Origin of the sequence: Chryseobacterium tructae, assembly GCF_030409875.1 — a bacterium.
Taxonomy (GTDB): Bacteria; Bacteroidota; Bacteroidia; order Flavobacteriales; family Weeksellaceae; genus Chryseobacterium; species Chryseobacterium tructae.
On the sequence record NZ_JAUFQR010000001.1, the window covers coordinates 4,303,122 to 4,329,376 of the forward strand.

At 34.5% G+C, this 26,255-nt stretch carries 23 protein-coding genes, 1 tRNA gene and 3 pseudogenes; 14 read left to right on the top strand and 13 right to left on the bottom strand.

Translation table 11 applies throughout. The features are described from left to right. Positions 1 to 87 precede the first annotated feature (87 nt). Positions 88 to 942, top strand: a complete 855-nt coding sequence (locus QWZ06_RS21325; RefSeq protein WP_290301397.1) for a transketolase — start codon at positions 88 to 90, stop codon at positions 940 to 942. Positions 943 to 983: 41 nt separating this feature from the next. Beyond that, positions 984 to 1,930: pseudogene (locus QWZ06_RS21330) on the top strand (transketolase family protein). A gap of 168 nt (positions 1,931 to 2,098) precedes the next feature. Here QWZ06_RS21330 and QWZ06_RS21335 read toward each other — a convergent pair. From QWZ06_RS21335 to QWZ06_RS21375, 9 genes are all read right to left on the bottom strand, one after another. After that, entirely contained in the window at positions 2,099 to 2,617 is a 519-nt protein-coding gene (locus QWZ06_RS21335) for a hypothetical protein (RefSeq protein WP_290301016.1), read from the bottom strand. Next, on the bottom strand, positions 2,595 to 3,074 hold the full coding sequence (locus QWZ06_RS21340) for a hypothetical protein (RefSeq protein WP_290301017.1): 480 nt from the start codon (positions 3,072 to 3,074) through the stop codon (positions 2,595 to 2,597). Before QWZ06_RS21340 ends, QWZ06_RS21335 begins: the two co-directional genes overlap by 23 nt. Before the next feature lie 56 nt (positions 3,075 to 3,130). Continuing rightward, a complete protein-coding gene (locus QWZ06_RS21345; protein ID WP_290301018.1) occupies positions 3,131 to 3,676 on the bottom strand; it encodes a hypothetical protein in 546 nt (181 codons plus the stop codon). A gap of 20 nt (positions 3,677 to 3,696) precedes the next feature. Beyond that, positions 3,697 to 4,236, bottom strand: coding sequence for a DMP19 family protein (locus QWZ06_RS21350; RefSeq protein ID WP_290301019.1), 540 nt, complete (start codon positions 4,234 to 4,236; stop codon positions 3,697 to 3,699). A gap of 35 nt (positions 4,237 to 4,271) precedes the next feature. Beyond that, entirely contained in the window at positions 4,272 to 4,826 is a 555-nt protein-coding gene (locus QWZ06_RS21355) for a DUF4303 domain-containing protein (protein WP_290301020.1), read from the bottom strand. 124 nt (positions 4,827 to 4,950) lie between these two features. After that, on the bottom strand, positions 4,951 to 5,127 hold the full coding sequence (locus QWZ06_RS21360) for a hypothetical protein (protein WP_290301021.1): 177 nt from the start codon (positions 5,125 to 5,127) through the stop codon (positions 4,951 to 4,953). 29 nt (positions 5,128 to 5,156) lie between these two features. After that, positions 5,157 to 6,113: a YiiG family protein gene (locus QWZ06_RS21365; protein ID WP_290301022.1), complete on the bottom strand. Its 957-nt coding sequence runs from the start codon at positions 6,111 to 6,113 to the stop codon at positions 5,157 to 5,159. A 9-nt stretch (positions 6,114 to 6,122) separates the two neighbouring features. Beyond that, complete coding sequence (locus QWZ06_RS21370) at positions 6,123 to 6,602, bottom strand: hypothetical protein (protein ID WP_290301023.1); 480 nt, start codon at positions 6,600 to 6,602, stop codon at positions 6,123 to 6,125. 21 nt (positions 6,603 to 6,623) lie between these two features. Further along, the gene (locus QWZ06_RS21375) at positions 6,624 to 6,944 is read right to left on the bottom strand and encodes a magnetosome magnetite crystal formation protein family (protein WP_290301024.1); all 321 of its coding nucleotides are present in this window, start codon (positions 6,942 to 6,944) and stop codon (positions 6,624 to 6,626) included. 240 nt (positions 6,945 to 7,184) lie between these two features. Between QWZ06_RS21375 and QWZ06_RS21380 the strand changes: the two genes are divergently transcribed. The 5 genes from QWZ06_RS21380 to gwsS all read left to right on the top strand — a co-directional run bounded on the left by QWZ06_RS21380 (position 7,185) and on the right by gwsS (position 12,946). Then, on the top strand, positions 7,185 to 9,032 hold the full coding sequence (locus QWZ06_RS21380) for a helix-turn-helix transcriptional regulator (protein WP_290301025.1): 1,848 nt from the start codon (positions 7,185 to 7,187) through the stop codon (positions 9,030 to 9,032). Positions 9,033 to 9,625: 593 nt separating this feature from the next. After that, a complete protein-coding gene (locus tag QWZ06_RS21385; RefSeq protein ID WP_290301026.1) occupies positions 9,626 to 9,820 on the top strand; it encodes a TIGR04139 family peptide modification target in 195 nt (64 codons plus the stop codon). A gap of 123 nt (positions 9,821 to 9,943) precedes the next feature. Continuing rightward, the gene (locus tag QWZ06_RS21390; RefSeq protein ID WP_290301027.1) at positions 9,944 to 10,798 is read left to right on the top strand and encodes a hypothetical protein; all 855 of its coding nucleotides are present in this window, start codon (positions 9,944 to 9,946) and stop codon (positions 10,796 to 10,798) included. Beyond that, positions 10,795 to 11,697, top strand: coding sequence for a grasp-with-spasm system ATP-grasp peptide maturase (gene gwsG / locus QWZ06_RS21395; RefSeq protein WP_290301028.1), 903 nt, complete (start codon positions 10,795 to 10,797; stop codon positions 11,695 to 11,697). Before QWZ06_RS21390 ends, gwsG begins: the two co-directional genes overlap by 4 nt. A 172-nt stretch (positions 11,698 to 11,869) precedes the next feature. Then, on the top strand, positions 11,870 to 12,946 hold the full coding sequence (gwsS, locus tag QWZ06_RS21400) for a grasp-with-spasm system SPASM domain peptide maturase (protein ID WP_290301029.1): 1,077 nt from the start codon (positions 11,870 to 11,872) through the stop codon (positions 12,944 to 12,946). A gap of 60 nt (positions 12,947 to 13,006) precedes the next feature. Here the strand turns inward: gwsS and QWZ06_RS21405 are convergent, their stop codons facing one another. From QWZ06_RS21405 to QWZ06_RS28260, 3 genes and pseudogenes are all read right to left on the bottom strand, one after another. After that, a complete protein-coding gene (locus QWZ06_RS21405) occupies positions 13,007 to 13,384 on the bottom strand; it encodes a hypothetical protein (RefSeq protein WP_290301030.1) in 378 nt (125 codons plus the stop codon). Positions 13,385 to 13,453: 69 nt separating this feature from the next. Beyond that, entirely contained in the window at positions 13,454 to 13,924 is a 471-nt protein-coding gene (locus QWZ06_RS21410; protein WP_065400659.1) for an Lrp/AsnC family transcriptional regulator, read from the bottom strand. A 134-nt stretch (positions 13,925 to 14,058) separates the two neighbouring features. Next, positions 14,059 to 18,859: pseudogene (locus tag QWZ06_RS28260) on the bottom strand (translocation/assembly module TamB domain-containing protein). Positions 18,860 to 18,863: 4 nt separating this feature from the next. Here QWZ06_RS28260 and tsaD point away from each other — a divergent pair. Genes tsaD through QWZ06_RS21430 form a run of 3 tightly spaced genes read left to right on the top strand, consistent with a single transcriptional unit; the run spans position 18,864 to position 20,964 of the window. Next, positions 18,864 to 19,880 carry a tRNA (adenosine(37)-N6)-threonylcarbamoyltransferase complex transferase subunit TsaD gene (tsaD, locus tag QWZ06_RS21420; RefSeq protein WP_290301031.1) on the top strand — a complete coding sequence of 339 codons (1,017 nt, stop codon included), beginning with the start codon at positions 18,864 to 18,866 and terminating at the stop codon, positions 19,878 to 19,880. Beyond that, a complete protein-coding gene (locus tag QWZ06_RS21425; RefSeq protein WP_290301032.1) occupies positions 19,877 to 20,272 on the top strand; it encodes a hypothetical protein in 396 nt (131 codons plus the stop codon). The genes tsaD and QWZ06_RS21425 overlap by 4 nt, the downstream gene beginning before the upstream one ends. Further along, entirely contained in the window at positions 20,269 to 20,964 is a 696-nt protein-coding gene (locus tag QWZ06_RS21430; protein ID WP_290301033.1) for an RsmE family RNA methyltransferase, read from the top strand. The genes QWZ06_RS21425 and QWZ06_RS21430 overlap by 4 nt, the downstream gene beginning before the upstream one ends. Positions 20,965 to 21,034: 70 nt before the next feature. Here the strand turns inward: QWZ06_RS21430 and QWZ06_RS21435 are convergent, their stop codons facing one another. Next, positions 21,035 to 21,715: a TrmH family RNA methyltransferase gene (locus QWZ06_RS21435; protein WP_290301034.1), complete on the bottom strand. Its 681-nt coding sequence runs from the start codon at positions 21,713 to 21,715 to the stop codon at positions 21,035 to 21,037. Positions 21,716 to 21,875: 160 nt separating this feature from the next. On the opposite strand from QWZ06_RS21435, the pseudogene QWZ06_RS21440 reads away from it, so the two are divergent. From QWZ06_RS21440 to QWZ06_RS21455, 4 genes and pseudogenes are all read left to right on the top strand, one after another. After that, positions 21,876 to 22,903, top strand: a pseudogene (locus QWZ06_RS21440) (asparaginase). Between the two features lie 45 nt (positions 22,904 to 22,948). Further along, a tRNA-Ser gene (locus QWZ06_RS21445) sits at positions 22,949 to 23,035 on the top strand. Between the two features lie 201 nt (positions 23,036 to 23,236). Next, positions 23,237 to 25,450 (top strand): cysteine peptidase family C39 domain-containing protein, encoded by a 2,214-nt coding sequence (locus QWZ06_RS21450; RefSeq protein ID WP_290301035.1) that lies wholly within the window; start codon positions 23,237 to 23,239, stop codon positions 25,448 to 25,450. A gap of 4 nt (positions 25,451 to 25,454) precedes the next feature. Next, positions 25,455 to 25,952 (top strand): hypothetical protein, encoded by a 498-nt coding sequence (locus QWZ06_RS21455; RefSeq protein WP_290301036.1) that lies wholly within the window; start codon positions 25,455 to 25,457, stop codon positions 25,950 to 25,952. Positions 25,953 to 26,255: the final 303 nt, after the last annotated feature.

Genomic DNA, 26,255 nt, shown 5'->3' on the forward strand with positions numbered 1-26,255 from the left:
AAAACAAAATCCGGGTTTTTATATCCGGATTTTTGCATTTCCATAAGCCGGTAAAAAATTGTAAATTCGCGTGCAAATAAATCAGATATAATGAGTAAAAGTATCGAAGAGTTAAAATCTCTTACTACGCAGATCAGAAGAGACATTTTAAGAATGGTTCACGCTGTAAATTCAGGACACCCGGGAGGAAGCTTAGGCTGTACAGAGTACTTTACAGCACTTTACGGAAAGGTGATGAACTATCATCTTCCTTTTACGATGGAAGGCAAAAATGAAGATCATTTTTATCTATCAAATGGACATATTTCTCCTGTATACTACTCTACTTTGGCAAGATTCAACTTCTTCCCGGTAGAAGAGCTGAAAACTTTCAGAAAGCTTGATTCAAGATTACAAGGCCACCCAACTACTCACGAAGGTCTTCCAGGGATCAGAATTGCTTCAGGTTCTTTAGGACAAGGGCTTTCTGTAGCTTTAGGAGCTGCTTTAGGTAAGAAAATGGACGGAGATCAATCTCTTGTTTACACTCTTCACGGAGATGGTGAACTTCAGGAAGGTCAGATCTGGGAAGCACTGATGTTTGCTGCTGCTAAAAAAGTAGACAACATTATTTCTACCATCGACTACAACGGACGTCAGATTGACGGTGATACAGATGATGTATTAAGCCTTGGAAATCTTCACGCAAAACTTGAAGCTTTTGGATGGATTGTTTTAGAAGAAAAGAACGGTAACGATCTTGAAGCTGTAATCGGTATTCTTGAAAGAGCAAAAGCTGAAACAGGAAAAGGAAAGCCTGTAGCAATTATGCTTCACACAGAAATGGGTGCTGGAGTAGATTTCATGATGGGATCTCACGCTTGGCATGGTAAAGCTCCTAATGATGAGCAATTGGAAACGGCATTCAAACAATTGTATTTAGAAGCTCCTGCTGACTACTAATATCTAACTATCTGTTAAAATCTCGATTAATAAAAATAAAAATGAAATATACATATACAGAAAAAAAGGACACACGTTCAGGATTCGGAGCAGGATTAGCTGAGCTTGCTGACAAAAACCCTAATGTAGTAGCACTTTGTGCAGACCTTATCGGATCTTTGAAAATGGAGAAATTCATTGAAAAAGCTCCTGAAAGATTCATCCAGGTGGGTATTGCAGAAGCTAATATGATGGGACTTGCTGCAGGTCTTAGCATCACTGGGAAAATTCCTTTTACCGGAACTTTCGCCAACTTCTCTACTTCAAGAGTATATGACCAGATTCGTCAGTCTATTGCTTACTCTGGAAAGAATGTAAAAATCTGTGCATCTCACGCAGGTCTTACATTAGGAGAAGATGGAGCTACTCACCAGGTATTGGAAGATATCGGGATGATGAAAATGCTTCCAGGAATGACTGTAATCAACCCTTGTGACTACAACCAGACCAAAGCGGCTACTCTTGCTATTGCTGATTTGAAGGCCCTGTATATTTAAGATTCGGTAGACCAACTGTTCCTGTATTTATCCCTGAAGACATGCCTTTCGAAATCGGAAAAGGAATCATGCTTCAGGAAGGTACTGATGTAACGATTGTTGCAACAGGACACCTTGTATGGGAATCTCTTGTAGCTGCTGATGAGCTTGAAAAAGAAGGTATTTCTTGTGAGGTGATCAACATCCACACTATTAAGCCTCTTGATGAAGAGATCATCTTAAAATCTGTTGAAAAAACAGGTAAAATTGTAACGGCTGAAGAGCACAACTATCTTGGTGGTTTAGGAGAATCTATTGCGGGAATGCTTGCAAGAAGAAGACCTACAAGACAGGAATTCGTAGCAGTAAATGATACTTTCGGAGAATCTGCAACGCCTGCTGAATTGATGAAGAAGTATAAGATTGATGCAGCAGCAGTAAAAGAAGCTGTAAAGAGAATCTTAGCTAACTAATGATTAGCATTATCATAAAAAGCTCGGGCGGTTTCTTCGAAACCGCCCGAGTTTTTTTATTGAATCATTTAATGTCAGAGTTTGAATGATGAACCACTCCTCCGGTGGCGGGGAATGGTTATGCATAATTGTCATGGTTGTAGCTTCTACCCTACTTATTGTTTGTTTTTATGATTCCGGTTGATTCAAAGGAACTCCTACTGCTATAAGGATTGGACATAATATTTCTGTGATATATTCTTCTTGTCTTCTGTCAGAAGCTTTTGAACCTGAAAAGTAATTGCTGATTCTATAGTTTTTCACAAACTGATTTCGTTTTTTTCCGATGGAATAGTAATATCCTTCTGTTTCATCATTGATAAAATAGGTCATTTCATCAAAAGTCATGATCTTTTTGGAAAGAATCCATTTTTTGTAAATACACTTCTCCGATTTGTCAAAAATATACTTTACAGGAATCCTGAAAAGCAGGTCAAACAGGAAATAGATCATATAAACACTCCATATCACCAGGCCAATTTTAAACTGATCTGCAGACATCTTATCCATAAAGTAATAGATCATTACGAAAAGAGCGATAATTCCCAATGCCAACCACCAAATTAAAGTCCGAAAGAAGCTGTAATTGGGCATGATGCTTATTTCACTCCCGTTCTCTTCAAATTTATAACGGTCTATTACGTTCATTTCCTGAATCGTTAATTTTCATGATGTCTTCTGTTTCATTTACCATCTTTTGGATTCCTTTTTGTGTTAAAGCCTGTCCGATAGTTAAATGTTTCTCTTTTCCGTCTACTTCAAAGTAAATAGACAACACTACATTGGTGGTAATAAACCCCATATACTTTGTAGCCAAAACATGGAAATTCGTAAAATCCTTTATATCATAAGTTCTGGCCGGAACAAAAATGGTATGCTTACCCGTAATGGTCTTTCGGTCCATATCAATGACAAACTTTTTGGTAAAGAAGTTGATAGCGATAAGTACGACCAATGCAATAAGAATAAGACTGAGGATTCTTACATCTTTAAAGACCAATCCTGCTATTATTAAAAAGAAAAGACATAAGACAGATACGAAAACCGGTTGATTTTTAAAAATATATTGGTTTCCTTCCTGCTTGTAAAATTGATAAGAATTCATAATAGATTGTTTTTTTTATATATTTTGATTTAGGTGTTATAAGACTTGATCTATTTTTACTCAAAACGTTGAGCAATTTCATCTTCGTTGATCGTTTTCAAGGTATTTAAATCTGTTCTAAAATACGTATCATGAATAGAAAAGTAGGCATTTATTTTAACATTTGTATATTCTGATGCTTTTTTCCAGCAATCAAAGAACCATTCTTCAAATAACTTATATTTTTCATCATCATATTCATCAAGGATATCATCAAAATCATCTCCTTCATAATGATCCTGAAAATCGGAGGCTGCCTTCCATATTTTTTCTGGAATCAGTGCATCCCATCCTTCATTTTCATCAGCACTCCTGAGCTTTTGAGTAGGCAAAAAAATGGTACTCGTAACTATTTTTCCTTTGCTGTCTACTCCCCAGCATACAATATCAAGATATTCATATTCATACTCAAAATAGAATGCCTTGATATCTCTTTTCCCATTATGATCAAGATAACCGATGCTTTCTCCATTCAACAGATGAATCAGGTCTTCTGTAAGCTGTATACTGATCTCTTTCAGATATTTTTCAAATTCAATATTGAGTTTTTTAAGCTCTTCCATAACTGATTCTGTTTAAAAGATTATGATCGGTCAATTTTCCTTCCGACTAGCTTTTCCAATTCAGAAAACATTTCATCGATAGGGAATGCCAGCAAATCGGGATGGTTTTTCAGCCATTGTGAATGCAATGTAATGAAATCTTCTTCCAAACTGTAAAACGAACTGTTTTTCAATTTGTCTCGGGTCTTATTAGGTCCAAAATATTCGCTTTCCAGGTATTTTTCGAGTTCTCCTTTTTCCAGATTTTCTACTTTTGAGCACTGCTCAAGAAATAGATCAAGGTGTTTTTGAGCACCTATCTTTCTTAACCCTTCTTCAATATCTCTGTTGAGCTCCGGCGACCATCCTGAATTCCATACAAACTGGGAAAAGTTCCCATTGGAATACTGCGCAAAGTAGTAATCAAGATAGTAACTGATGATGGAATCTTCATGCATATTTCTCTCTTCAAAACCTTCTTCATTCAGGAGATTCACAACAGAAATATTGGAAAGGATCAGATCATAAGAATCGTTACTATGATAAGATGTGTCTGAGACAATTATTTTATCTTGCTTCATATTATATAATAAAATGTGTTTTTTTATTCATCCTTTTAATTGCCCCAGGTTTCCATCCACTCCAGATATTCACTTTTATATTCATTATCATTCAGCCTGATAATAATATCTTTCAGATCCTGCTTCTCAAATTCATAATCTGAAACGGTAAAAATCAAGAAAATATCTTTCCCTATACTATTTTTAAAAAAGTTTTCATTTTTAAGTTTTTCCAATACCTCAATGCAAGTCGCATACAGCTTGGCTTGAAATTCTCGGAACCACTCATCATATTTGTCTTCATCCTTATATTGATCTTCATATTCCTCAAGCGTTGTACGCAGAACTTTACATATATCATTAAATTCCTGATCTGCCCCCTGCATTTCATATGTCCATTCAGCAGGTTCATATTTATAATAAACAGCATCATCATTATCCATTTTCTTAAGAGTTTCCATGGTATTAGACGAAGGACACACTGTCATTGCCCCTTCATCGCTGTACAAGGCAAAACTGTAGATATTCTCAGCACCATGCTTTTCATACATTTCTAAAAAAGCTTTTTTCGTAGCTTCTTCTATCTGTTGTTTCAACATCTTAAAATCCATGCTCTGGTTCTTTTTTTAAAAGGGGCGGTAAAATTACTCTTATCCTTTGAAATCAGAACACTCTATTTATTAAAAGTCCAGCCAGTTTCATGATTATAGCTAGTCATTTTTCCATCCCTCAAGGTTATCTGTTTTTGTTATACATGATCCATCCTGGAATTAGAATTGCTCCAGCAATAAGTAATGGAAGTAATTCTCCATAGCCGAACAGCCAGGAAGTTTCTTTAGATGAGCCTATTTTTACAACAACAGCCAAACAGAAACCTACGATGATCATAATAATTCCTAATGTCTTTTTCATATGATTCAGTATTAATTTTTATCAGTAATTTAGTCCACAAAATTGTTATAGCGGCTCAGCATAGTACCTGCCTCACTTTCAAGATTATCAAGATCTTTATTCAGTTCACTATTGTTTTCATTCAAACTTCTTTGGACGATTCGCATTTTTCCAAGAAAATCATTCACCGAATTATTAAAAGCGATATAGCTTCCTTCTTTCTGTTTTTCAGACGATGGAATCTTTTCATCAACATTTTGTTTATATAAGGTTTCCATTTGTTGATACTGCTGGGCAAACTTCTGCTTATAGACATTTACATCTTTGATATCATAAGAATCATCAATGATCTTTTGGGCAAGCTCCATTGTTTCTTTGGAATGGATGATTTGGTCTTTCAATGGATGGTCTTTAAGAACTGCAATTTCCGCTTTATCAGCCTTTGGAGAAAGTTTGGTAAATAGCTCATTGGCTGCATTACGATTCTCTTGAATCAGTTTATTCGCCTTTTCATTGATCTCAGTAATTTTTTTTCCTTTGTCATCCTTCCAGTCTTCTCCATTTTTATAAGCTTCCAGTTCTTTTTTTAATGCTTCTAACTGAGTAGCCGTGTTTTTCATTTTATCAACAAGAACCTGATAATCTTTTCCTAATGCATCCGGCGCTTTAATGTCCTGATTCATCCACATCATAATAGTAGGTGTAAATATTGGAGACATCCCGATATACTGTGGGTTTGTCGCTACACTTTTCACATATTCGTCCATCTGGTTCAATGATTCCTGAAAATTTTTAATAAAATCAGCCTGGGCATCATCCATTTTTACCATCTTATTATTAAAGGAAACAATATCTCTGTTTTCGTCCCCAGAATTGACGTTAAAAGGATTTACCTGATTATTATTCCCGGTTTGTGAAAGTTTTTCTTTGATTTTCTCAAGCTTATCACAAGATATCATCGAAAGTCCTATGCTAAGTATTCCTGCAATGATTAATACTCTTTTCATAATCTAATATTAAAAGTTAAATAGAGTTATTTTGTACCTCCCATTAAGATCATCCAATTCATTCACCACTTCCTGCATGATTTTCTTACTGAAAGATTGAGATACTACAGGACGCTTAAAATGTGAAACATTTGTAAAGTTACCATACAGATAATACCCTAAAGGAATAAATCCCATTCGAATTGTCTGTAATTCATATCCTTCAAAATCTTTGAAATCATAAGTAAATTTTCGACGATTTAATCCTGTATTAGCAATGGTAAGACTCTTTAACACCGGATCAAAATAAACTTTTGGAGGCATAAAGGAAACAAGGGTTAACAGTCCTGAAAAGATCAACATAATGATTCCTGTTTTAAGATAACTGGTATTAACAATCACAATGACCGAAATCAGTACCCAGGCAATAACTATGACATGTTGTAATGATAAGTATTGTCTCACCCGATAGCCTGTCCCTTCTTTTTTTAAATGTTTAAAATCTTCCATACCTGTAAGCATCTGATGTTTCTATCCGATAAATGAAAATTGGTCTTCAGCTATTTTCCCAATCAATGGTAAAGGCTTTTCCACCTCATTAGCGGCATTAATTGCTCCAATAATCATCAATACCAATGGCAATACACTCAATATCCCCAAAATACCAATATGAGTTACCGAAATAAGAATCCCAAGAAGGGTTGGTAAAATAAAAGAAAGAATTGCCGCTCCAAGAGATTGCTTAAGATGATACCTTAAAAGACTATCAGCCTTTTCTTTTCCTGATATAAAAGCAATCAACCAACCGATAATAGTAATGTATGATACAATAGATAATGTTTTGTTGTCCATGATGAAGTTTTTTTAATTAATATTTTAGTGATTTTTTATCTGACTCAAAATTGCAACAGAAAATTATAACTCCAATTTCTCAGACAACTACAAAATAACCTCAACACAAAAACAAAGCGTCTACAAAGCGTCTACACATTAACACAACAATCTAAATAACAAGCATTTAAACATCATGTCCGATTTCATTTTTTTACATGAATCATTGATACGTGTCTGCAATTTTTGTACTTTCACCTCATGAAACAGCTGTTCACTTTTTTTTATTTTTTATTCTTCACCTGTATTCTTTGTCCGGCTCAAAATGCATTTATTGATGGTCTTAAAAATCAATTATTGGGTAATAGTTCTGCTGAAGAAAAATTTAAAATTTATAATGAACTTACTGAATATTACAGAGTCAGTGATCAGTATCCTACTGCTGAAAAATATATTCAGGAACAACTGAATCTAGCTAAAAGTGAACATCATTATACTGAGGAGGTAAAAGCCTTGGTCCAGAGTGGGATTATTAAACTTAATCAATCACAATATGACAAAGTTCCAAAGCTTATTGATGCTGCTAATACCATTGCTCAAAAAGCGAATGACAAAACGGCTTTGTTATATGCTGCTTATCTAAACATTTACTATAATAATACCCTGGGAGAAGCTGAAAATACCATAAAACTTATTCAGAAAACACTTCCACAGGTTGAAAAACTGCCTTCAGAAGTTTTACTGAATGCAAAACTCAACTATCTACTCTATGGCATCCACTCTGAATGGAATGATGCTAAAAATGCTACGTTGTATGCTCAAAAAGCAGTGGAACTAGCCCAAAAGTCAGGTAATAAAAATATGCTCAGCTCAGCTTATTCTGCTATGGCCGTCTGTTATTATTTCCCTTATGAGAAAACCGGAGACTCAAAAGACTTAAAGCAAGTGATAGAGATGTGTAAAAAAGCGGTTGCTCTTTATCATCAGTTTCCGGGACAGGTTTCTGCCCATGCCCATGCTATGGCTTTATTAAATCTGGCTAATTACAATCTGAGCTATCCGGTTATTACTCCGGAAATTCGTAAGGAAATCCAGGATAATACTCATGAAATACTCACGCTCACTCAGCATACTACCTTAAACCAAGGAATTCAGGCCGGAGCATTAGGAATTCTTAGTAATCTTGCCACACGTGACCAAAATGATGCCTTATCAGAACAATATCTTTTAAAAGCCGAACAGATTTCGCTTACTCAGAAACCTGTATATTACCATGTTATGATCAATATAGTTAGTGATTTGGCTAAACTGTATGAAAAACGGAAAAACTATCAAAAGGCCTATGAATATCAGACTAAGGTAACTGAATACAACAATGTTCTTTATAATGAAGGACAGGCGGAAACAGCCAAAAGGCTTGAAGCTCAGTTTCAGTCTCAGAAAAAAGAATCTGAACTGAAGACCCTCACAGAAAAAACAGCAAGTCTAAAGAAAGAGAAATTCCTCTATATCGGATTGGGAATCATTGGATTAATTGGAGCATTTTTCATGTTTCGTTCTTATCATTATAAGCTACGGTACTCTATAGCACAAGAGAAAAAGCTAAATACAGAAAAACATAAAGCTGAAATGCTGATAAAACTTAAGGAAGAAGAACAAGCCAGACTGAAGGCAGAACAAGAACTTCTTACTTTACAGCAGCAAAAGTTGCAAAGTGAAGTACTGGCCAGTCAGCTTCATATTCAGCATAAAAATGAGGTTCTCCAGCAGCTTCAGACCCAACTTTCGGATACAGATATTAATATCAGTCATGTTGTTAAGGAACAAAATCGTGTGGATAATGATTTTGAAAAGATCAGATTTACCATTCAGGAATTGCATCCCGATTTTTTTAAAAACATCAATGAAAAGGCCAAACAAAAGCTTACACCGCTAGATCTGAAATACTGCGCTTATATTTACCTGGGAATGGATACCAAGCAGATTGCTAATCTTCTGAATGTAGAACCTAAAAGTGTAAGAATGACCAAATACCGACTGAAAAAAAAATTCGGATTGGATGAAAATATGGCTTTGGATACTTTCTTTCAGGGTGTATTTTCTGAATAAATGATGATTCTTCTTATGTAAACACTTGACCATAATCTAACCTGTGTGATTATATCTTCTAAAATCACATTATGAGATCATCTTTAGACTCATATAACTTTTTCTGTACTTTTTAATCACTTCATTGTAGCTAAACATCCTCCTTCTTAAGCTCAATCTGGCAAAGTGCTATCATCTCATTTTTGCATAATTTATAAATAATGATACAAGTTGTAATTTGTGTATGATTTGTGTACAATAGAAAATAATACAGATTTTTACGCATCATTACTTTGATTTTAAAATATCTTACTAAACAATACTTCACACCATTTCTCTTTTTTTTACAATTCCCTTATATACTACTTACATTCAATGAGATAAATTGGCCAAATTGAGTACACATTACGGATTTCCGTAATAAAATATTACAATACATATACAAATTTAATCACGAAAAAGTGATGTAATATTTTTTAGTTTTGAAAATATCAACGTTGAGAAAATTCTGCATTTAATACATATGTGTACAGTATTGATTAAATATTAGAATGACAGCCCATGTCAGGGATTGTATGACAACTTAATTTATTAAATAATAAAAATATCAAAAAATGAAAAAATTAGTTGGAATGAAGAGAAACTTCTCTTCTACAGAAAACAGAAAGATCAACAGAGATGATTTGAAATTAATTCAGGGAGCTGGAAATTACAGCTATATAGCAACAGATGGCGGTGCTGAATGTTATGATAAACAGACTTGGAAAGATTCTCAACTACAAAGTACATTATATGTAGGAAATTGTTAATACTCAATAAACCATAGAGGGTAATTCCTCTATGGTTTTACTACCCCATTCAAACCGCTTATTTGTATCAATATTATACTAAAACTAAGATCTATGTGGAAATCTATTTTATACTTTCTTTGTATGACTATGTTATTTGTTCTTTCTTCATGTAAAAACAGAAACTTAAATTATATTACTTACTACAACAAAGTTAATGATATTGACAGTATTTATCGTTTTAAGAAAGATACCCAGACCGTTATAAAGCAATACAAAAAGTTATTCAGACAATATCCACCTTTAAATCAGTATCGTATTGAGGAGTATGAAACTTATATAAGACTCTCCGATCTGCAACATAAAAATTTTGGAGGGAAAAAAAATCTTCATAAACTTATGATGTTGATTGCGCCCTATTGGGAATATAAAAAAAAGGATAGTACCTTGATGTCTTTACTTAAGAAAAACAATATGAGCAGCAAGGAAATGGAACAGGATATTAGCCAATGGAAAAATAAACATAATAAAATACTTATAGATTCTTTTACTGTTGCTTTTAAGCGTGACCAAGACAGCCGTAAAAATAATTTTGATATCATTAAAAATGATAAAAAGAATGCTGAAATGCTTAAATGGATGTTTGCAAATGAAGGGTTTCCCAGTATCCAGAAAATAGGTCTATGGAATAAAGATCTCTTTATCCCTACTGGCCCCTTATTACTTCATATGGCTGATTATGATGAATATCATCAATTTTTTAAAAACAAAATATTAGAATATGTAAAGTCAGGTGAATGTCCACCGCGGGACTATGCTGCAATGATAGATCGCTACTACCTTCATGTACTTAAAAAAGAGGTTCCTTATGGAGTGTATATAGGGCATCAAGAGATCAAAGATTCTGCTACGGTTAACCGCAATCGCAAAAGTATAGGTTTGCCTACTTTAAATCATACCCAGCTTATTGTCAAAGAAAACCTTCGAAAGAAAAAATGATTCTAATTATCTCACAAAATCAAGAAACTACTACTACAGAGGTGATAAAGTGGCTAATAAAGATGAAGAAAAAATTCATTCGTGTTCATGAAGATGAAGTTTTTAAAATCAAAACAAGAAATGGAAGAATTTATATTGAAAGCTATAGAAATTGTTTTTTTATCGATGCTATCACTAGTGTTTGGTACAGAAGAGGAGGTTTAAAATTCGATCGTTTACACTATAACAATAAATCTATTAATCTCAATATGGATGAGTATCAGTATTGGCTGGAAGATTATGTTAGAAAAACAATAGAATCAAAAAAAAGTATTAATAAAGAAAGTACTAGTGATATTAATAAATTGTGGGTGCTGGAACAAGCGCAAAAAGCAGGCTTAAATGTTCCTCAATACTTCCTTGCTGATAATACTGATGATGTGAAATTGGGCAAAACTATCATGAAAACTATAGGTGAAAATCCAAGAATAGAAAATATTATCAAAAATTCCAGCGGCATGATGTATACTTCTATCGTTCAAGAACGTGAAACCACAACTTTCTTCACAACCTTCTTTCAGGAAAAAATTGAAAAAGATTTCGAAATCAGAAGCTTTTATCTAAATGGAAAAACTTGGTCAACAGCCATTTTCTCTCAAAATGATGAACAAACTAAAATTGATTTCAGGAAATACAATACTAAAAAGCCAAACAGAAATGTGCCTTATCACCTTCCAAAAGATATAGAAGAAAAGATGCATTTATTAATGGGATCATTAGGACTCAACTGTGGTTCACTGGACTTTATTAAGAGTGGAAATAAGCATTATTTTTTAGAAGTAAATGCAGTAGGCCAGTTTCTTGGCTTATCAATTAAATGTAATTATTCATTAGAAAAAGAAATAGCAGAATATCTATGATAAGAAATTTTATATCAAAAGAAAAAAAACAACTTCCTCTTATTTACAAATATGTAGAAGTGGTAAAAAATAAAACAAGAGAAAACCCTACTGCTGCTACCATAGAATGTGAAAAATATCAGACAAATCGCTACGTAAAACTAAAACCCAGTAAATTTTTGGTCAGAATTTTATGAAATATTTTAATTTATTTACTAACGTTCTGATGACAAAAGGTGCTACAAGAATCCTTGTATCAGATTTGCAGAGAAATACATCAGAATTGTATCCGTTAGAATTTTATGAATTGATTGAAGATTTAAAGGTTCATTCTATTGAAAACATTCTTAATCATTACGATGAGGAATCTCAAGAAATTTTGGATAGCTACCTCAACCTTCTTCTTGAAAAAGAATATGGCTTTATTACTGAGAATAATTGGGCTGATAATTTCCCATCATTATCTCATGAATATACTGATTCCAGTACTATTTCCGATATTTTTATAGAATTCCACAATCTGGATTTTCTTTGTAAAATAAAACATTCAATGGAAAATTTAAGGATCAGACACCTGATTATATTCTCCGAAAATAATCTTACTGAAGACGAGATTCTGGCAGTTGATTTTCTGTTTGAAAATACACCTTTAGAAAACATTGATATTTATCTCCCTTATCATAAGCAGATGGATGCTCATTGGTTTCAAAAACTAAATGAAAAAGTATCCAGAATAAGCAACCTTATAGTATACCGTTCTGTATTGCGATCAATTAAACTAAACAATAAACTTCGTTTCGTTATTACTTTTACAACAGAAGACCTAAAGATATCATGCTGCGGAAAAGTAGACATCAAATATTTCAACACCAATCTTCCCAAAGTCTTGGAAGCCATCAATCATAATTCATGCCTGCATAAAAAAATAGGTATTGATAAAGAAGGTAATATTAAAAACTGTCCTTTAATGCCCGGAAGTTTTGGGAACATTCAAAAAATAAGCCTTGAAGAAGCATTAGCTCATCCTGATTTCAAAAGATACTGGAATATTACCAAAGACAGTATAGAAGGCTGCAAAGAGTGTGAATTCAGGTATATCTGTACAGATTGCAGGGCATATACCGAACGTTCTCATAGTAAGGAAGACATAGACGTTTCAAAGCCCTTAAAATGCGGTTATAATCCTTATACCAATGAATGGAAAGATTGGAGTAAAAACCCGCTGAAAGAGAAAGCCATTCAGTATTACGGTTTGCAGAGAGTAAAATAGCTTTTAAACGGTGTTTAAAAGCTATTCTTTATGTAGTAACAAGAGGTCTGATAAAACTCCTTATTTAAAAAACTTCCATTTTGGAATAATGGCCAACATTCCAAACCCTGTAAAAAGGAAAAGATTGGTAACATCTGTATACAGGAAAGTAGACAGATAGTAATTGTGCATAAAAAAATGCAACACCAATAGGGCTGGGAACATGATAATTCCTACTTTTTTGTAGAAGAACATGAGTATCAGTCCTATCATCATCAATGCATCTATTGAAAAGATAATGTAAAAGTACCATCTCGGGATGTCCAGGTACTCATGCTGAAGATATTCATCAACATCTATTCCCAATCCCATTACTGTAAACAACATCAAGGCAGCAAATGCCAGTACAAATCCCCATCCTTTCTTCGGATCTTCGTCAAAATAGCTGTATTCTTCCATAGGTACAAAAATAAAGAACTTATGAGAGATTTCATAAGTTCTTTTATAGTTATTCGTTTAAAATTTGAATTAAATAGAGATCGCGTTAATCAGTCTATTTTTATCACTTAGGAATTCTTCCATAGAGATCATACTTTCAGTTCTCATTACGTCCTGAATGTCGTCTATCTGATAAATAATTCTTTTAGCATCATCAGTATTCTTAGCTCTTACTTTACAGAAAATATTATATTTCCCGGAAATAACGCTAGCCTCGATTACGTTAGGAATAGTTGACAATTCTTTCAATACTTCCTGAGTACGGTTTGATTTTGTCAAAAGGATTCCGATGAAAGCTGTAAAGTGATAATCCAGCTTACCATAATCGATGTTTAGAGATGATCCCAAAATAATACCTGCATCTTCCATCTTTTTCACTCTCACGTGAATTGTTCCAGCAGAAACGTCCATCTGCTTAGCAATTTCAGTAAAAGGCATTCTTGTGTTTTCTACTAAGAAATCAAGAATCTTCTTGTCTATTTCGTCCAGTTGATAGTTCATATTAGTTAAATTACAATTTCTTTAAAAAATCTATGTATTTTTTGCAAATTTACGAAAAATAATTTAACTAAAAAAAATATATCAAATATTAACAATAATTAACACGGATGATAAAAATCATTAAAATATTCCGATTATTTAGCATTCGATTTTATAGAATCTGTTTTTATTTCAGTTTTATCTCCGGTTGTTTTTTTATCTTTTTTCTTCTTTTTAAACAAAGAATTAAAGCTTTTACTCCACATCACCCCTACTCCATAGGCTTGATTAGCAGTTCCGTTTGTACTGATCATACCGATGTTTGTAGGCTTAGAATACCCCCTTACCAATAAAGTTCCATCATTCTTTTTAGACAAATCATACTCTATGGATCCTTCTCCTGAAAGATAATTATTCTGAGCTCCGGTAGTACTTGCTTCTGTTTTGGATAGGGGAATACCCAATCCGGTTTTGATGTTCATCCTTGGGGAAAGAGCCACACTAACTCCTGCATTTGCTCTGTCTGCCGTATTTGAATTTTGATCACCTTTACATAGTTCAGGTCAATCTGAAATTCATTACTCATGGTATTAAGAACGGAGCCCAACTGTTTCAGAAGCATGTTATATCCTTGCGATTCTGCAACGTTACCCACATTCACTTCTACTCCACCACTATTGGATACGTTAAAGGTACTCAACAAAAGAACAGAACCAAATTGGAGTACTTTTTCTCCTTCCTGGCTCATTTTTGCGGCCAATGTTTCTCTCACCTGGCTGGAAACATCCATTGCCGTCACGTTCAACTCCACTTTAGGGTCTACCAACGACTCAGTAATATTAGCCTGCAAGAGAATACTGATAGGTTGCAGTTTTCCCATACTCAGATATTCCCCTGCATTGGAAACCATTCTTACATAATTAGCGGTAATATCCAATGCCGGTTTCATAGCATCACCATCCCATCTGATGCTGCTATTTTTTTGAATCTGGAATGTCTTATTAAGAATTGCCTTAGAAATAAATGTTCCGTTATCAACTTTATAAGTACCATTCATGGCAATGTTTCCCTGTCTGTTCATATGGAACCTCAACGGCTCAGCAATTCCTTTTACGGTAATACTACCCACATCGTCTCCAATAAGTACATTTACAGTAGTTCCTTTATCTACAGCCAAATTGAAATCAATATCCATATTGGCACCAGTTTTTTTCTTTTCTTCCAGGGTTACCAGCCCATCTTTTCCTTCTTTCAGAAACCTCAGCATTTTAAATTCTTCAACATTTGAAGTAGAACCTGAATTAAAGGTGAAAGTACTTCCATTAAGCGCTTTCATATTGGGTGTATTTATACTTAATCCGGATACAGGACCAGACACATACAAGTCACCTTGTCCGTAAACTCTTCCCCAGAACAAATCAGAATCTTTTTGTGTAGAATTCAGTACTAAAAGATTATCTGCTCTCATGATCAGATCTACCCCCATTGAAGAAAGTGTTTCAAATCGGATCGCTCCGGAAATGTTTCCTTTAGAATTAGATCTTCCATCATGCACCTCAATATTGTTGAGAATCGCAAGTCCTTTGCTAAGCTGGATCACGGTATCATCGAATGAATAATCTACTCCGGTAAATAAGAGTTTTAATCCAAAATCCTTCAAGGCTATATCTCCACTATAGTCTAGATTTTTAAGCTTTCCATTAATTTTAAGATTCCCGGTTGCTTTTCCTCTGAGATTCCCAAAAATAGTATGAACAAACTGTTGGGTAAATGCAAGGTCAAAATCACGCATTTCTGCCGTCAGATCAATATCAGGAGAAGCAGTATTGTTATTAACGGTACCTGTAATACTTAAGCTATTATTTCCTAAAATCCCTGCAGAATGAACCTTTATATCAATATCATATACGTTGAGTGAGAATCCGTTGGTAGCAGAAATTGAGATGTCTCCCATATCGTTACCATTCATCTTAATATTATCTACTGTAAGATCTACTAAAGGCTGTAAAGTGCTTTTATCCATTTTGATCTTTACACTTCCGTTAGCCAATCCTTTGATGTCCATTCCATTTCCACCGGACTGCATTTCCAACAGTTTTTCTATTTCGAAATCACTGATGTCAGCATCTAAATAAAAATCTTTGATGGATTTAAATTGTGCTTCTTTGATAAACAAAGCACTCTTATCAGAATAAACCCGTAGGTTCCTGATGTCAAAATCTCCGGTTTGCTTTCTATAGGTAATGGAATGATTCAATTCCGGACTCGTATCAATGGCCCAGGAACTTCATTAAATTTAACTTCGGTAGGTTCAAACCTGAAGACATAATCACCCGCAGCATCTGTAGACTGATCTACATTAATTGCATACTCCTTAAGTTTTTCGTTGATCTCATCATCTGGACTTCCATGTTTGAATACGGTAGCAAGATGTAAAGTATTTCCATTCTCGTTATTCCCTTTAAGCTCGAAATCTTTGATGATATTTTTATTGTACTCCAACCTATTGACTCTTGCATACAACTGCTGAGCAAGGTTTGCTGTATTGATCCTTACTTTAAGACTATCTACCATAGCACTGTCTTTGCTAAGATTTTTTCTGCTGTTGATCTGATAATCAGAATTAGAAGTTGCCAAAGCATTATCAGCATCAGTAATTTCTTCTTCTTTGGTCATGATGTATTTCAGAGCAGTTGCATCCAGATTTAGAATCAGATTATTTGAATCCCCATTATACTCGCCTTCCACCAAAGCTCCATGAGGCAGTTTCAAATCTGGTAAAAAGTAATTAACCAATCCCTGCTGAACATCAAATTTCATTGCAAAATTCTGTCCTCGGTATAGTTTTCTTGGTGGCGGCCCTACAAGAATTCGTCCTACTCCATTCTCTACCATCCCTACAAGATCCGTAAGACTATATTTACCTGATATTTTCCCCATTGCAGCTCCTGGTGCATCTACATCAATAACACGTCCTCCTGCTTCAATAAAGGTTTTTAATTTGGCATTAGGAATATTATATTTCTGAGTGGCAGTTGCAAAATGAAGATTATTAGCATTAACGTCTAATGTAAGATCATTAATGGATGACATAGACATCTTACCCTCTACCTGGCCACTTACGATCTGGCTTCCCGGTTTATTGGTAAAATAATTCATATTCAATTGAGTAACATCTGCATTTACATCCATCATAATTTTGGAGGTACTGAAGTCTATTAACCCTTTGACAGTTGCTTTTGCCTGTTCATCATTTACGGTAATCAGTCCGTTGTATTTTTTATGATCCAATAAGCCGTCCAAATAAAGATTTTTGATCACTTTATCCATGATCTCAATACTGGAAATCTGAGATTTGGTGGTAAGACGCATGGTATTCACATCAAAACTTTGCCCGTTGAGCTCAAAATTACCGGAGATCAAGCCTACCGATTTATTTTTAGTGATCACAGAAGTATTAAGATCTTTTACATCAAGATGCCCTGAATATTTAGGCATGGCAGTGCTGTATCCCGTTAACGAAAGTTTAGAAATCTTCGCCTGTCCTATCCCTGTTATTAGATTCCCGTTATCAACATACACCTGATCAGGGTTTACTTTTGCTGTTCCGTTATATTTTAATTTTCCAAAATCATCAGCAAAATTCTTCATCTTACTGGAGATAAAAGTAGGCATCATTGCCTTTAGATCTTTGTAGGTAAAATCTGTGGAAAGATCTTTGGTTTCAATAGAAAAGTGCCCATTCAAAATATTATCAACCTTCATTGTTTTGGTAGCAATGTTCACATCAGGATTTCGAATCAGAAAGTTCTCTAAATGGAATTTATTTAAAGGGCCTGTCATTTTTCCAGAAAGGTTGAAGGGTTTGATATTATCCCAGTTTGTGACAAAATAGCTGATATCATATCCACTCATCTGACTTCCCTGGTTAATATTCATATCCCATCGTACTTTATCGGCAAAGTCTGCCCATGAGCCATCATGAAGATTAAATTTGATATCTCCCTGAAGCAAAGTATGATCTGTATTTAAGGTGAGGTCTTTTAATGACAAAAACTGCTTGGTTAAAGACAGTTCGGTTGAAAACGTATCTACCGTATGTGATTTTCCCCATCTGGTAGTAACAAAGGACATATTATTAATCAACGCCGAAACATTAGGTCCATTGACCTTAATATTGGGGGCTTTTAAATTGAAATTTGTTGCTGTAAGCCATTTCCCATGATCTCCGGGAGAGTTTTCGTTAACAATAGATACTTTAGAATCCTGGATCTGAATCCTGGAATTCAGCTGAAAAGGAGGCTTTTTGGGATCTCTTTTCTTTCCGTCATCAAATAATTCTGTGAATCTGACAAAGTTGGAAATACTATCTCCTTTATAAGTAATAACCTTTACGTCTGCATTTACAAGAGTAAGAGAATTAAAACTTAACGAATTACTTTTCCCTGAAATAGCATTTGCTGCAAGAGAAAGCCAATCTGAATCTGCGCGAAATTCACGGGCCTGAATAAACTCTAATCCTTTATAATCTTTTACTTTTAAACCCTTGATGGTAACATCTCCAAAATAATTTACATCTACGCTTTCCGTAGAAAAACCGGATTTAAAATCATTGTTCACAAGCTTCAAAGCTTGATCCGCTGCCCATTGCTTGGTAACCGGAAGGTTGATGGTGATAAGAACTCCTGCAACAAGAACTATTCCCAGCCAAAAAAGAATAAGGAGAAGTTTTGCCCACCAGGTATAGCTGGTGACATCTTTCATCGCCTGTTTTCCAAATTCTTCAGCTGTTTCCACAGGATGATTGATCGCATCTGAAGCCAGTTCAGACGCTTCCTTCACTGTTTCCCGCACTTTCCCCTCTACATTTTCAACAGTTTTCTGTACCTGATCCCCTAGGTTTTCAGCTACAGATTTTTTATTCTCATTCTCGTTATTATTCTCTAACTTTGCCATTATTATGAGCGACTCTATAATTTTAGGTATTGAATCGTCTTGCGACGACACCTCAGCAGCTATCATCAAGGGGAATTCTATTCTTTCAAATATTGCTGCGAACCAGACTATCCATAAAGAATATGGAGGTGTGGTTCCTGAATTGGCTTCGCGAGCCCATCAACAAAACATTATCCCCGTTGTTGAAAAATCTTTTACCAAAGCAAATATACAACAAAATGCAATTTCAGCTATAGGATTTACACGCGGCCCCGGACTTTTAGGATCACTTCTTGTAGGAACATCATTTGCTAAGTCTTTGGCTATGAGTCTTAATGTTCCGTTAATTGAAGTAAACCACCTTCAAGCTCACATTTTGGCCCATTTCATCGAGGATGCAAATCCTGTGCCGCCTACTTTTCCTTTCTTATGCCTTACCGTAAGTGGTGGTCATACCATGATTGTATTGGTAAAGGATTATTTTGATATGGAAATTATCGGAAAAACAACTGATGATGCGGCTGGAGAAGCCTTTGACAAAATTGGAAAGATTTTCGACCTGGATTATCCTGCAGGACCTATTATCGACAGGCTTGCCAAAGAGGGAAATCCTGATGCTTTTAAATTCAACAAACCAAAGCTGGACAATTATGATTATTCTTTCAGCGGAATTAAAACTTCTGTTTTATATTTCATTCAGAAAGAGGTAAGAAAAAATCCGGACTTCATTAAAGAAAACCTGAACGACCTTTGTGCTTCCGTACAAAAATGCATCATCGAGATCCTGATGAATAAACTTGAAAAAGCAGCTAAAGATCTTAATGTAATAGATGTAGCTATTGCGGGAGGAGTTTCTGCCAATTCTGCATTAAGAAGGGCTATGGAAGACAACAAAGAAAAATTAGGATGGAATATCTACATTCCAAAGTTTGAATATACTACTGATAATGCTGCGATGATTGCCATGGTAGCACAACTGAAGTTTGAAAGAGGTGAATTTACGGATCTGAGAACTTCCGCTACAGCAAAATACGACTTATGAAAATACTCTTAGAAGAAAAAGTACTGGGAACGCATTCTAAAAAGAATTCAAAATATTATTGGGTTTTAGAAACCGTTACAGGAAAAAATGAAGATTCGGAAGACCTTAATGATTATTTCCCTGCAAGCTCTGAAACAGGATACATTCAGGATATAAAAGAGGAAATTATTGAGAAAATAAATTCAGAACACCTTTTTAGCTTTCCTTATACCCCAAAAGAAGGCGATTATTTATCTATAAAGAATAACTTAAGAAAACAGGAATATTTAAACCTGATTTTCCTTAATGATAAATGGATTGAGGAAATATATATGTGTAGTTACCGTGAGTGTGACACCGATATTTACACAACCATCAAAACAGGAGTTGCATTCTTAACTCAGGATATATGAAATTATTTTACGGAGAAATAACTGGCAATAAAGTGATCATCAATGATGAAGAACAACAACATATTGTAAAGGTTCTTCGGATGAGAGATGGTGAGGAAATTCACGTCACCGATGGAAAGGGAGGTTTGGCTTCAGGAAAATTGGTCATAGAAGGAAAGAAGGCGGGTCTTGAGGTTTCAGAGATCAAAAACAATCTTCCAGACTTCAATCCCAGACTTCATATCGCTATTGCCCCGACGAAGAATATTGACCGTATCGAGTTTTTTGTAGAAAAGGCTGTAGAAATGGGTATTTCTGAAATTAGTATTATTACTACAGAAAAAACGGAACGTAAAAACATCAATATTGATAAAATCAGAAAACAAGCTATTGCGGCCTCTAAACAAAGCCTAAGGTTTCATTTTCCAGTGATCAATGATGCTGTAAGACTAACGGACTTTTTAAAAGATATTCATCCTGAAAATACGTTTGTGGCACATTGTCATGAGAACCTGGAAAGAATGGAACTAAAGAGCATCCCTACCATGAAGGAAATTACTTTTTTAATTGGCCCTGAAGGAGATTTTTCTGAAAAGGAAATCGCGTTTCTTGCTGAACATAAAATCAAAGCAGTTTCATTAGGAAATCAAAGGTTAAGAACTGAGACTGCAGGTTTATTTGTAGCTGCATGGAATTATTATAATATGATATAGTGAATGGATTTTTAATTCATATAAAAAATAAAGGAGGTGTTTAAACACCTCCTTTATTTTTTCAAATTGATTATTTCCAATCAATATTATTTTCACTTAAATATTTTTCAAAAATCTGCTGGCCACTTCTTATGGAATTTACCGTCCAAAGGATTTTCATTCTTAACAGTTTTTCTTGATCTAATTTATAATCAATCCCAGATTTTATAAGCTTTTGTTTCAATTCATACATGCAAATTGAAGCCGCTACAGAAACGTTAAAACTTCTTGTAAAGCCATACATCGGAATCGCCAGTGTTTCATCTGCAAAATCCAGGATTTCCTGAGAAACGCCTTCCATTTCTGTTCCGAAAACCAAGGCTATAGGCTCTGTAATTTCATATTCTGGCAACATGGTCGCATTATTTTCCAATGAAACCACCACAATTTTATATCCTCTGTCTTTAATTTCCTGAAAGGATTGCATATTTCGGGGAAGTTTTTCCACTTCAACCCAGGTATCAGCCCCTTTGGTAACTCTAAGGTTGGGCTCAAAACTATATTCTTCCTGCAAAGCCACTACTTTATGAAAACCACAGGCTTCTACAGAACGTACAATGGCTGCGGCATTCCTGAACTGGTAAATATCTTCGACCACCGGAAGTACAAAGTCTGAACTTTCCTGAGAGAAATGTTCAATCTTTGACAATCTTTCTTCTGTTAAAAACTGTTTTAAATATTCATAAGTTTGCGCTAAATCTTTCATCTGCATGTAGTTATTTTTTCCAATAGCTCTATGTAACACCTATAATTCGTTTTATTCTTATAAAATTTCCCTCTAAGTGTTCCATTCATTTTCAAATCTTTGCAAATTAACGTAATTTTGGGCTATGATCCTTAACCGGGATTAAATTCTTAATTAAAAATAATACATGAAGCGAAAAGTCCTACTCATCTATACCGGAGGAACCATCGGTATGGAAAAAGATTATGAAACCGGAAGTCTCCGTGCCTTTGATTTTGGAAATATCTTTGAAAAGATGCCTGAAATGAAGCTTATGGAATGTGAAGTTTTCGTACATCCTTTTGCTAAACCACTGGACTCTTCGGACATGGGGCCTGAGGAATGGAGAGTAATTGCCAACTATATTCTCAAAAACTATAATGATTATGACGGATTCCTGATTCTTCACGGAACGGATACCATGTCTTATACTGCTTCAGCATTAAGTTTTATGTTAAAAGGATTAAGAAAACCTGTGATCATGACAGGTTCACAGCTTCCGATTGGTGATTTGAGGACAGATGCCAAAGAAAATCTGTTGACCAGTCTTTATTATGCCAGTTTATATGAAAATGATGAAGCTGTCATCCAGGAGGTTGCCATTTATTTTGAATACAAATTATTGAGAGGAAACAGAACATTAAAGTATTCTGCTGAATATTTTGATGCCTATGCAAGTCCAAACTATCCTATTCTTGGCCAATCTGGTGTTCATTTAAATATCATTAATGACAATCTTTTCCGTTGTGATCCGGAGGTAGAATTTCATGTGGATGAACATATCTCTGAGGATGTTCTGTTCTGGAGAATTTTCCCGGGAATGCACCTCAGCCATTTCAGAGAAATTCCTAAAATGAAAGTTCTGATTCTGCAGGTCTTTGGTTCTGGAACGATTTTTAGCAGTGAAAAGACTCAGGAAACTCTTCAGGAGATCAGAAATAATGGGACAGAGATTGTAGTAGTAAGCCAGTGTATTTCCGGTGGAATTTCGTTCGGAAATATGAAAACAGCAATATCTTCTCAAGAATCGGAGCGATCAGTGGCAGAGACATGACTGCTGAGACTGCTATTACCAAAGCAATGCATCTTATTGATAATCCAAATTACTCCGGAAGTTTCGCGGATAACTTTACCCAAAGCCTTTGCGGAGAAATTACTGCTGAAAAAATGCAATAAAAATTTGGTATTTAAAGAAAATATTCTATTTTTGCAATCTCAAATAGAGAGGTGTCCGAGTGGTTGAAGGAGCTACCCTGGAAAGGTAGTATGCGGGTAACTGTATCGAGGGTTCGAATCCCTTCCTCTCTGCAAAGAAAAGTCTTAAGTTTTATACTTAAGACTTTTTTGTTTTTACAACCTTATTATTCTCAAGTAGTTGTATACTTCTTATTCTTAAATACTCTATTTTACAATCAATATATGATATGACACGTCAAGTTATGGCGTATCCCTTATCTAGCTTTGCTTTAGAAACATTTAAACAAAATATTAATTACTAAAACACAGCTTATGAAGAAACTATCTGATGATGAGTGGAGTGAAGATCTCTCTGAATTCAAGGTCATTTCCATAGAAGATTTAAACAAAGGATTCGTAGGAGATAAGAGTGCTTTGGGTGATACTATCATCAACAAAGATAATTTTCCTGATTATAGAAGTCCATTCTATGATTACAGAAACATACCTTTAGGACATTCTTCTCTTACTGATAACCCCGTATCAATATTTGCTTCAACAGGAGTCAATGACAAAGGAGAAAAAGGATATGAATATTATGCAGAAGTTCTGCCCTGTGAAACAGGTTCACAGGTATATGGAACCTATCAGGCTAATGCCAGAAAAAAACAAGCTTTATTTCTTTTCTATGAAAAGCCCAATCCTAACAAATCTAACTTCTCTGGTGACTTTTATATTGCCAAGATGGGAGATTACTTTGTACGGCTTTTCAAGAGGTTCCCAGAACCATTATCCTCCAATGTAAATGGTCAGTTTTTCAGGAATATCACCTCTATGGAAGATGAAGCCGCTTATCTGACACAGTTGGCTTATACTTTTGAGAAAGATAAAATAGATGCTACTCTTGTTCATCAGGCTTTAATGAGGGAATATCAGTTTTATACAGGAGACAGAAGATTTGAAGAGATTATAGGCAATATTTCTTCTATTCCTGCTAATGCCATTGGATGGTGTGCTGAAAAGCTGGAAGTTTTTAAGCCTACAGAGAAGAATTATAATCCTCAGGCTAAAGATTATTCTCCATTAATCCCTATTGTAGGAGGTGTTGCAGTTCCTGTTAATATAAATAAAGCTGCACAGTTCTTTGAGAATTTAGGTGATAATCCTTTTGTTCAAGGGGCAGAAGCTACTTTTTCAAAGATTTGGTCATTGGTAAGACAGGCTGCAAGTAAGGTTAAAGATGTTTCCATAGAACATCTTCCTAATGCCTTTAAAAAGCTGATTAACAAAATTACAGGTGTCATTAATGATATTAAATCCTTTCTTACTGATGTAGCTGATGACATTAGTGAGATAGCTAAACAAGGAGTAGAAATCCTTAAACTGGCTAATGCTTTTTATTGTGGTGTTAATAGTGGTCTAATTAGTCTTATACAATGTTTGCTGTATATTTTAGAGTTTCTTTTACAGCCTACAACTACTTTCTCCTATCAGCAGTATCTTGAAAGAAGAGACTTGATGGAAAAAGCCGAGGATGTACTGGATTGGGTAACAGAGAATGTCCCTAAGTTCCTGCAGGGGGTTAAAGACCTATTCAAAGCCAGTGGAAGTATTTCTCAATCTGATATGGAAGGAATACTGGATAAGATGAAAGAGTATTTTGGTGATGTTTCAAGATATACAGTAGCTTTTTATGTAGGCATTTTTGCCTTTGAACTACTAATTAATATTCTGCTACTTATTTTTACAGAGGGTGCAGGGAATGTGGTAAAAGGAACTACTTATGTCCAGAAAGCAGCAAGTCTATTAAAGGTTCTTGCAAGAGAAACTGTTTCTGTGGCTACATTAGGAATTACAGATTTACTGGCTTTTCTTTCAAGATTTATTATTAGATTTGGAAAGGCTTGTACTAAAGGGTTTGCGGGCTTTACCAGATTCATTGAAGAATTATTACAAGGTGCTAAGAATGGTGCTAAAGCAGAGGAACTGGCCGATGAAATTCATGATATAGAGGAAGTAATAATCAAAGGAAGAAAACTTCAAAAAGGAGGTGGTGATGCAACCAAGTCTTTTGCTGAAAATGCAGGAATTAAGATAGAAAGTTGGATAAGTAAAACTAAGGTCTTTGGACAATCTACAGATTATACTTGTGCTGCTACTTCTTTGAGAATGACATTACATGACAAAGGTATTTTACTATTAGAAGATGAATTGGTAAGAGCATTAAAAACTGATACTAATGGGGCTTCAATTTTAGATATCCCTGAGGCTCTATATTTCAAAAGATTGGAAGATCAGGTAACAGCTATTGCTGAAAAAGATATTAAGTTATCAAAGTTATTAGAGAAATTAGAAGACGGAGATAAAGCAGTAGTAAGTATTGGTACAGCAGAGTTTAAAGGTCATGCTGTAGTACTGGAAAAAGTGGAAAATGGAAAGGTATTTTTACGTGACCCCTTACCTATGAATCAAGGAGCTTCTTATTCTATGAAGATAGAAGACTTTGAGAAGATATTTAACAAAAAAGCAGTAATTATTAAAAAATAAAGTAATGACAGAACAAGGAAACATACAATATAACACAAAAGGAGAAACACCTTTAAAAGGCTATCAGATTGTTAGAGTAAGAAATATAGTCCACTCAAAAGAAGTATTAGACAATTTTAAGAATGCAGTTCTAACAATCTTAAAAAATAAGAACTTAAGTGATGAAGATCCTAAGTGGGAGCAATTATTACCGCAAGGTATAGTAAAAAAGATAAAGCAATTGGATGATAATGATAAGAAATATGATGAATTTCTGTACAGTATCAATTCAAATATCGATGATTATCAAAGACTTAGAGATTGGGAATGGTACAGCTCAATAGAAATAGAAAAAGGATTTGATATCATTGTGAAAGGCAAATTTAATAGTTGGAAATTCATTAATTTTATTCACTGTCAAAATGTTCCTTTAGATAATATCAGAATTATAGATGCTGATAAACAAGAATTTTATGAGCTAAAAACTATCAAGGATTATACTTCTTATAAAATACTAAAGTAGAACTTAAAACATCTGCTTTAACTAATAAATAGCCCCATTACTACTGGATAAATGGGGCTATTTATATTCTTTTAAATTGTCAACATTTTTAAAAAGGTAATAAAAGAGGCTAAAAATGGATTAAATATAAAGGTGAATTTACCTTTTTACTCAGTTTGTCCTAAAGAAACTACAAATTAATTTGACTCAAAGTTTTATAATAAAAACCTTATGGCTCTAAGGATGCTAAGAGGAGCCACTTCGTCACTTATGAAGCTATATAATATGGTTTTACATACATTTCATAAGAACGACCTTGTTCAT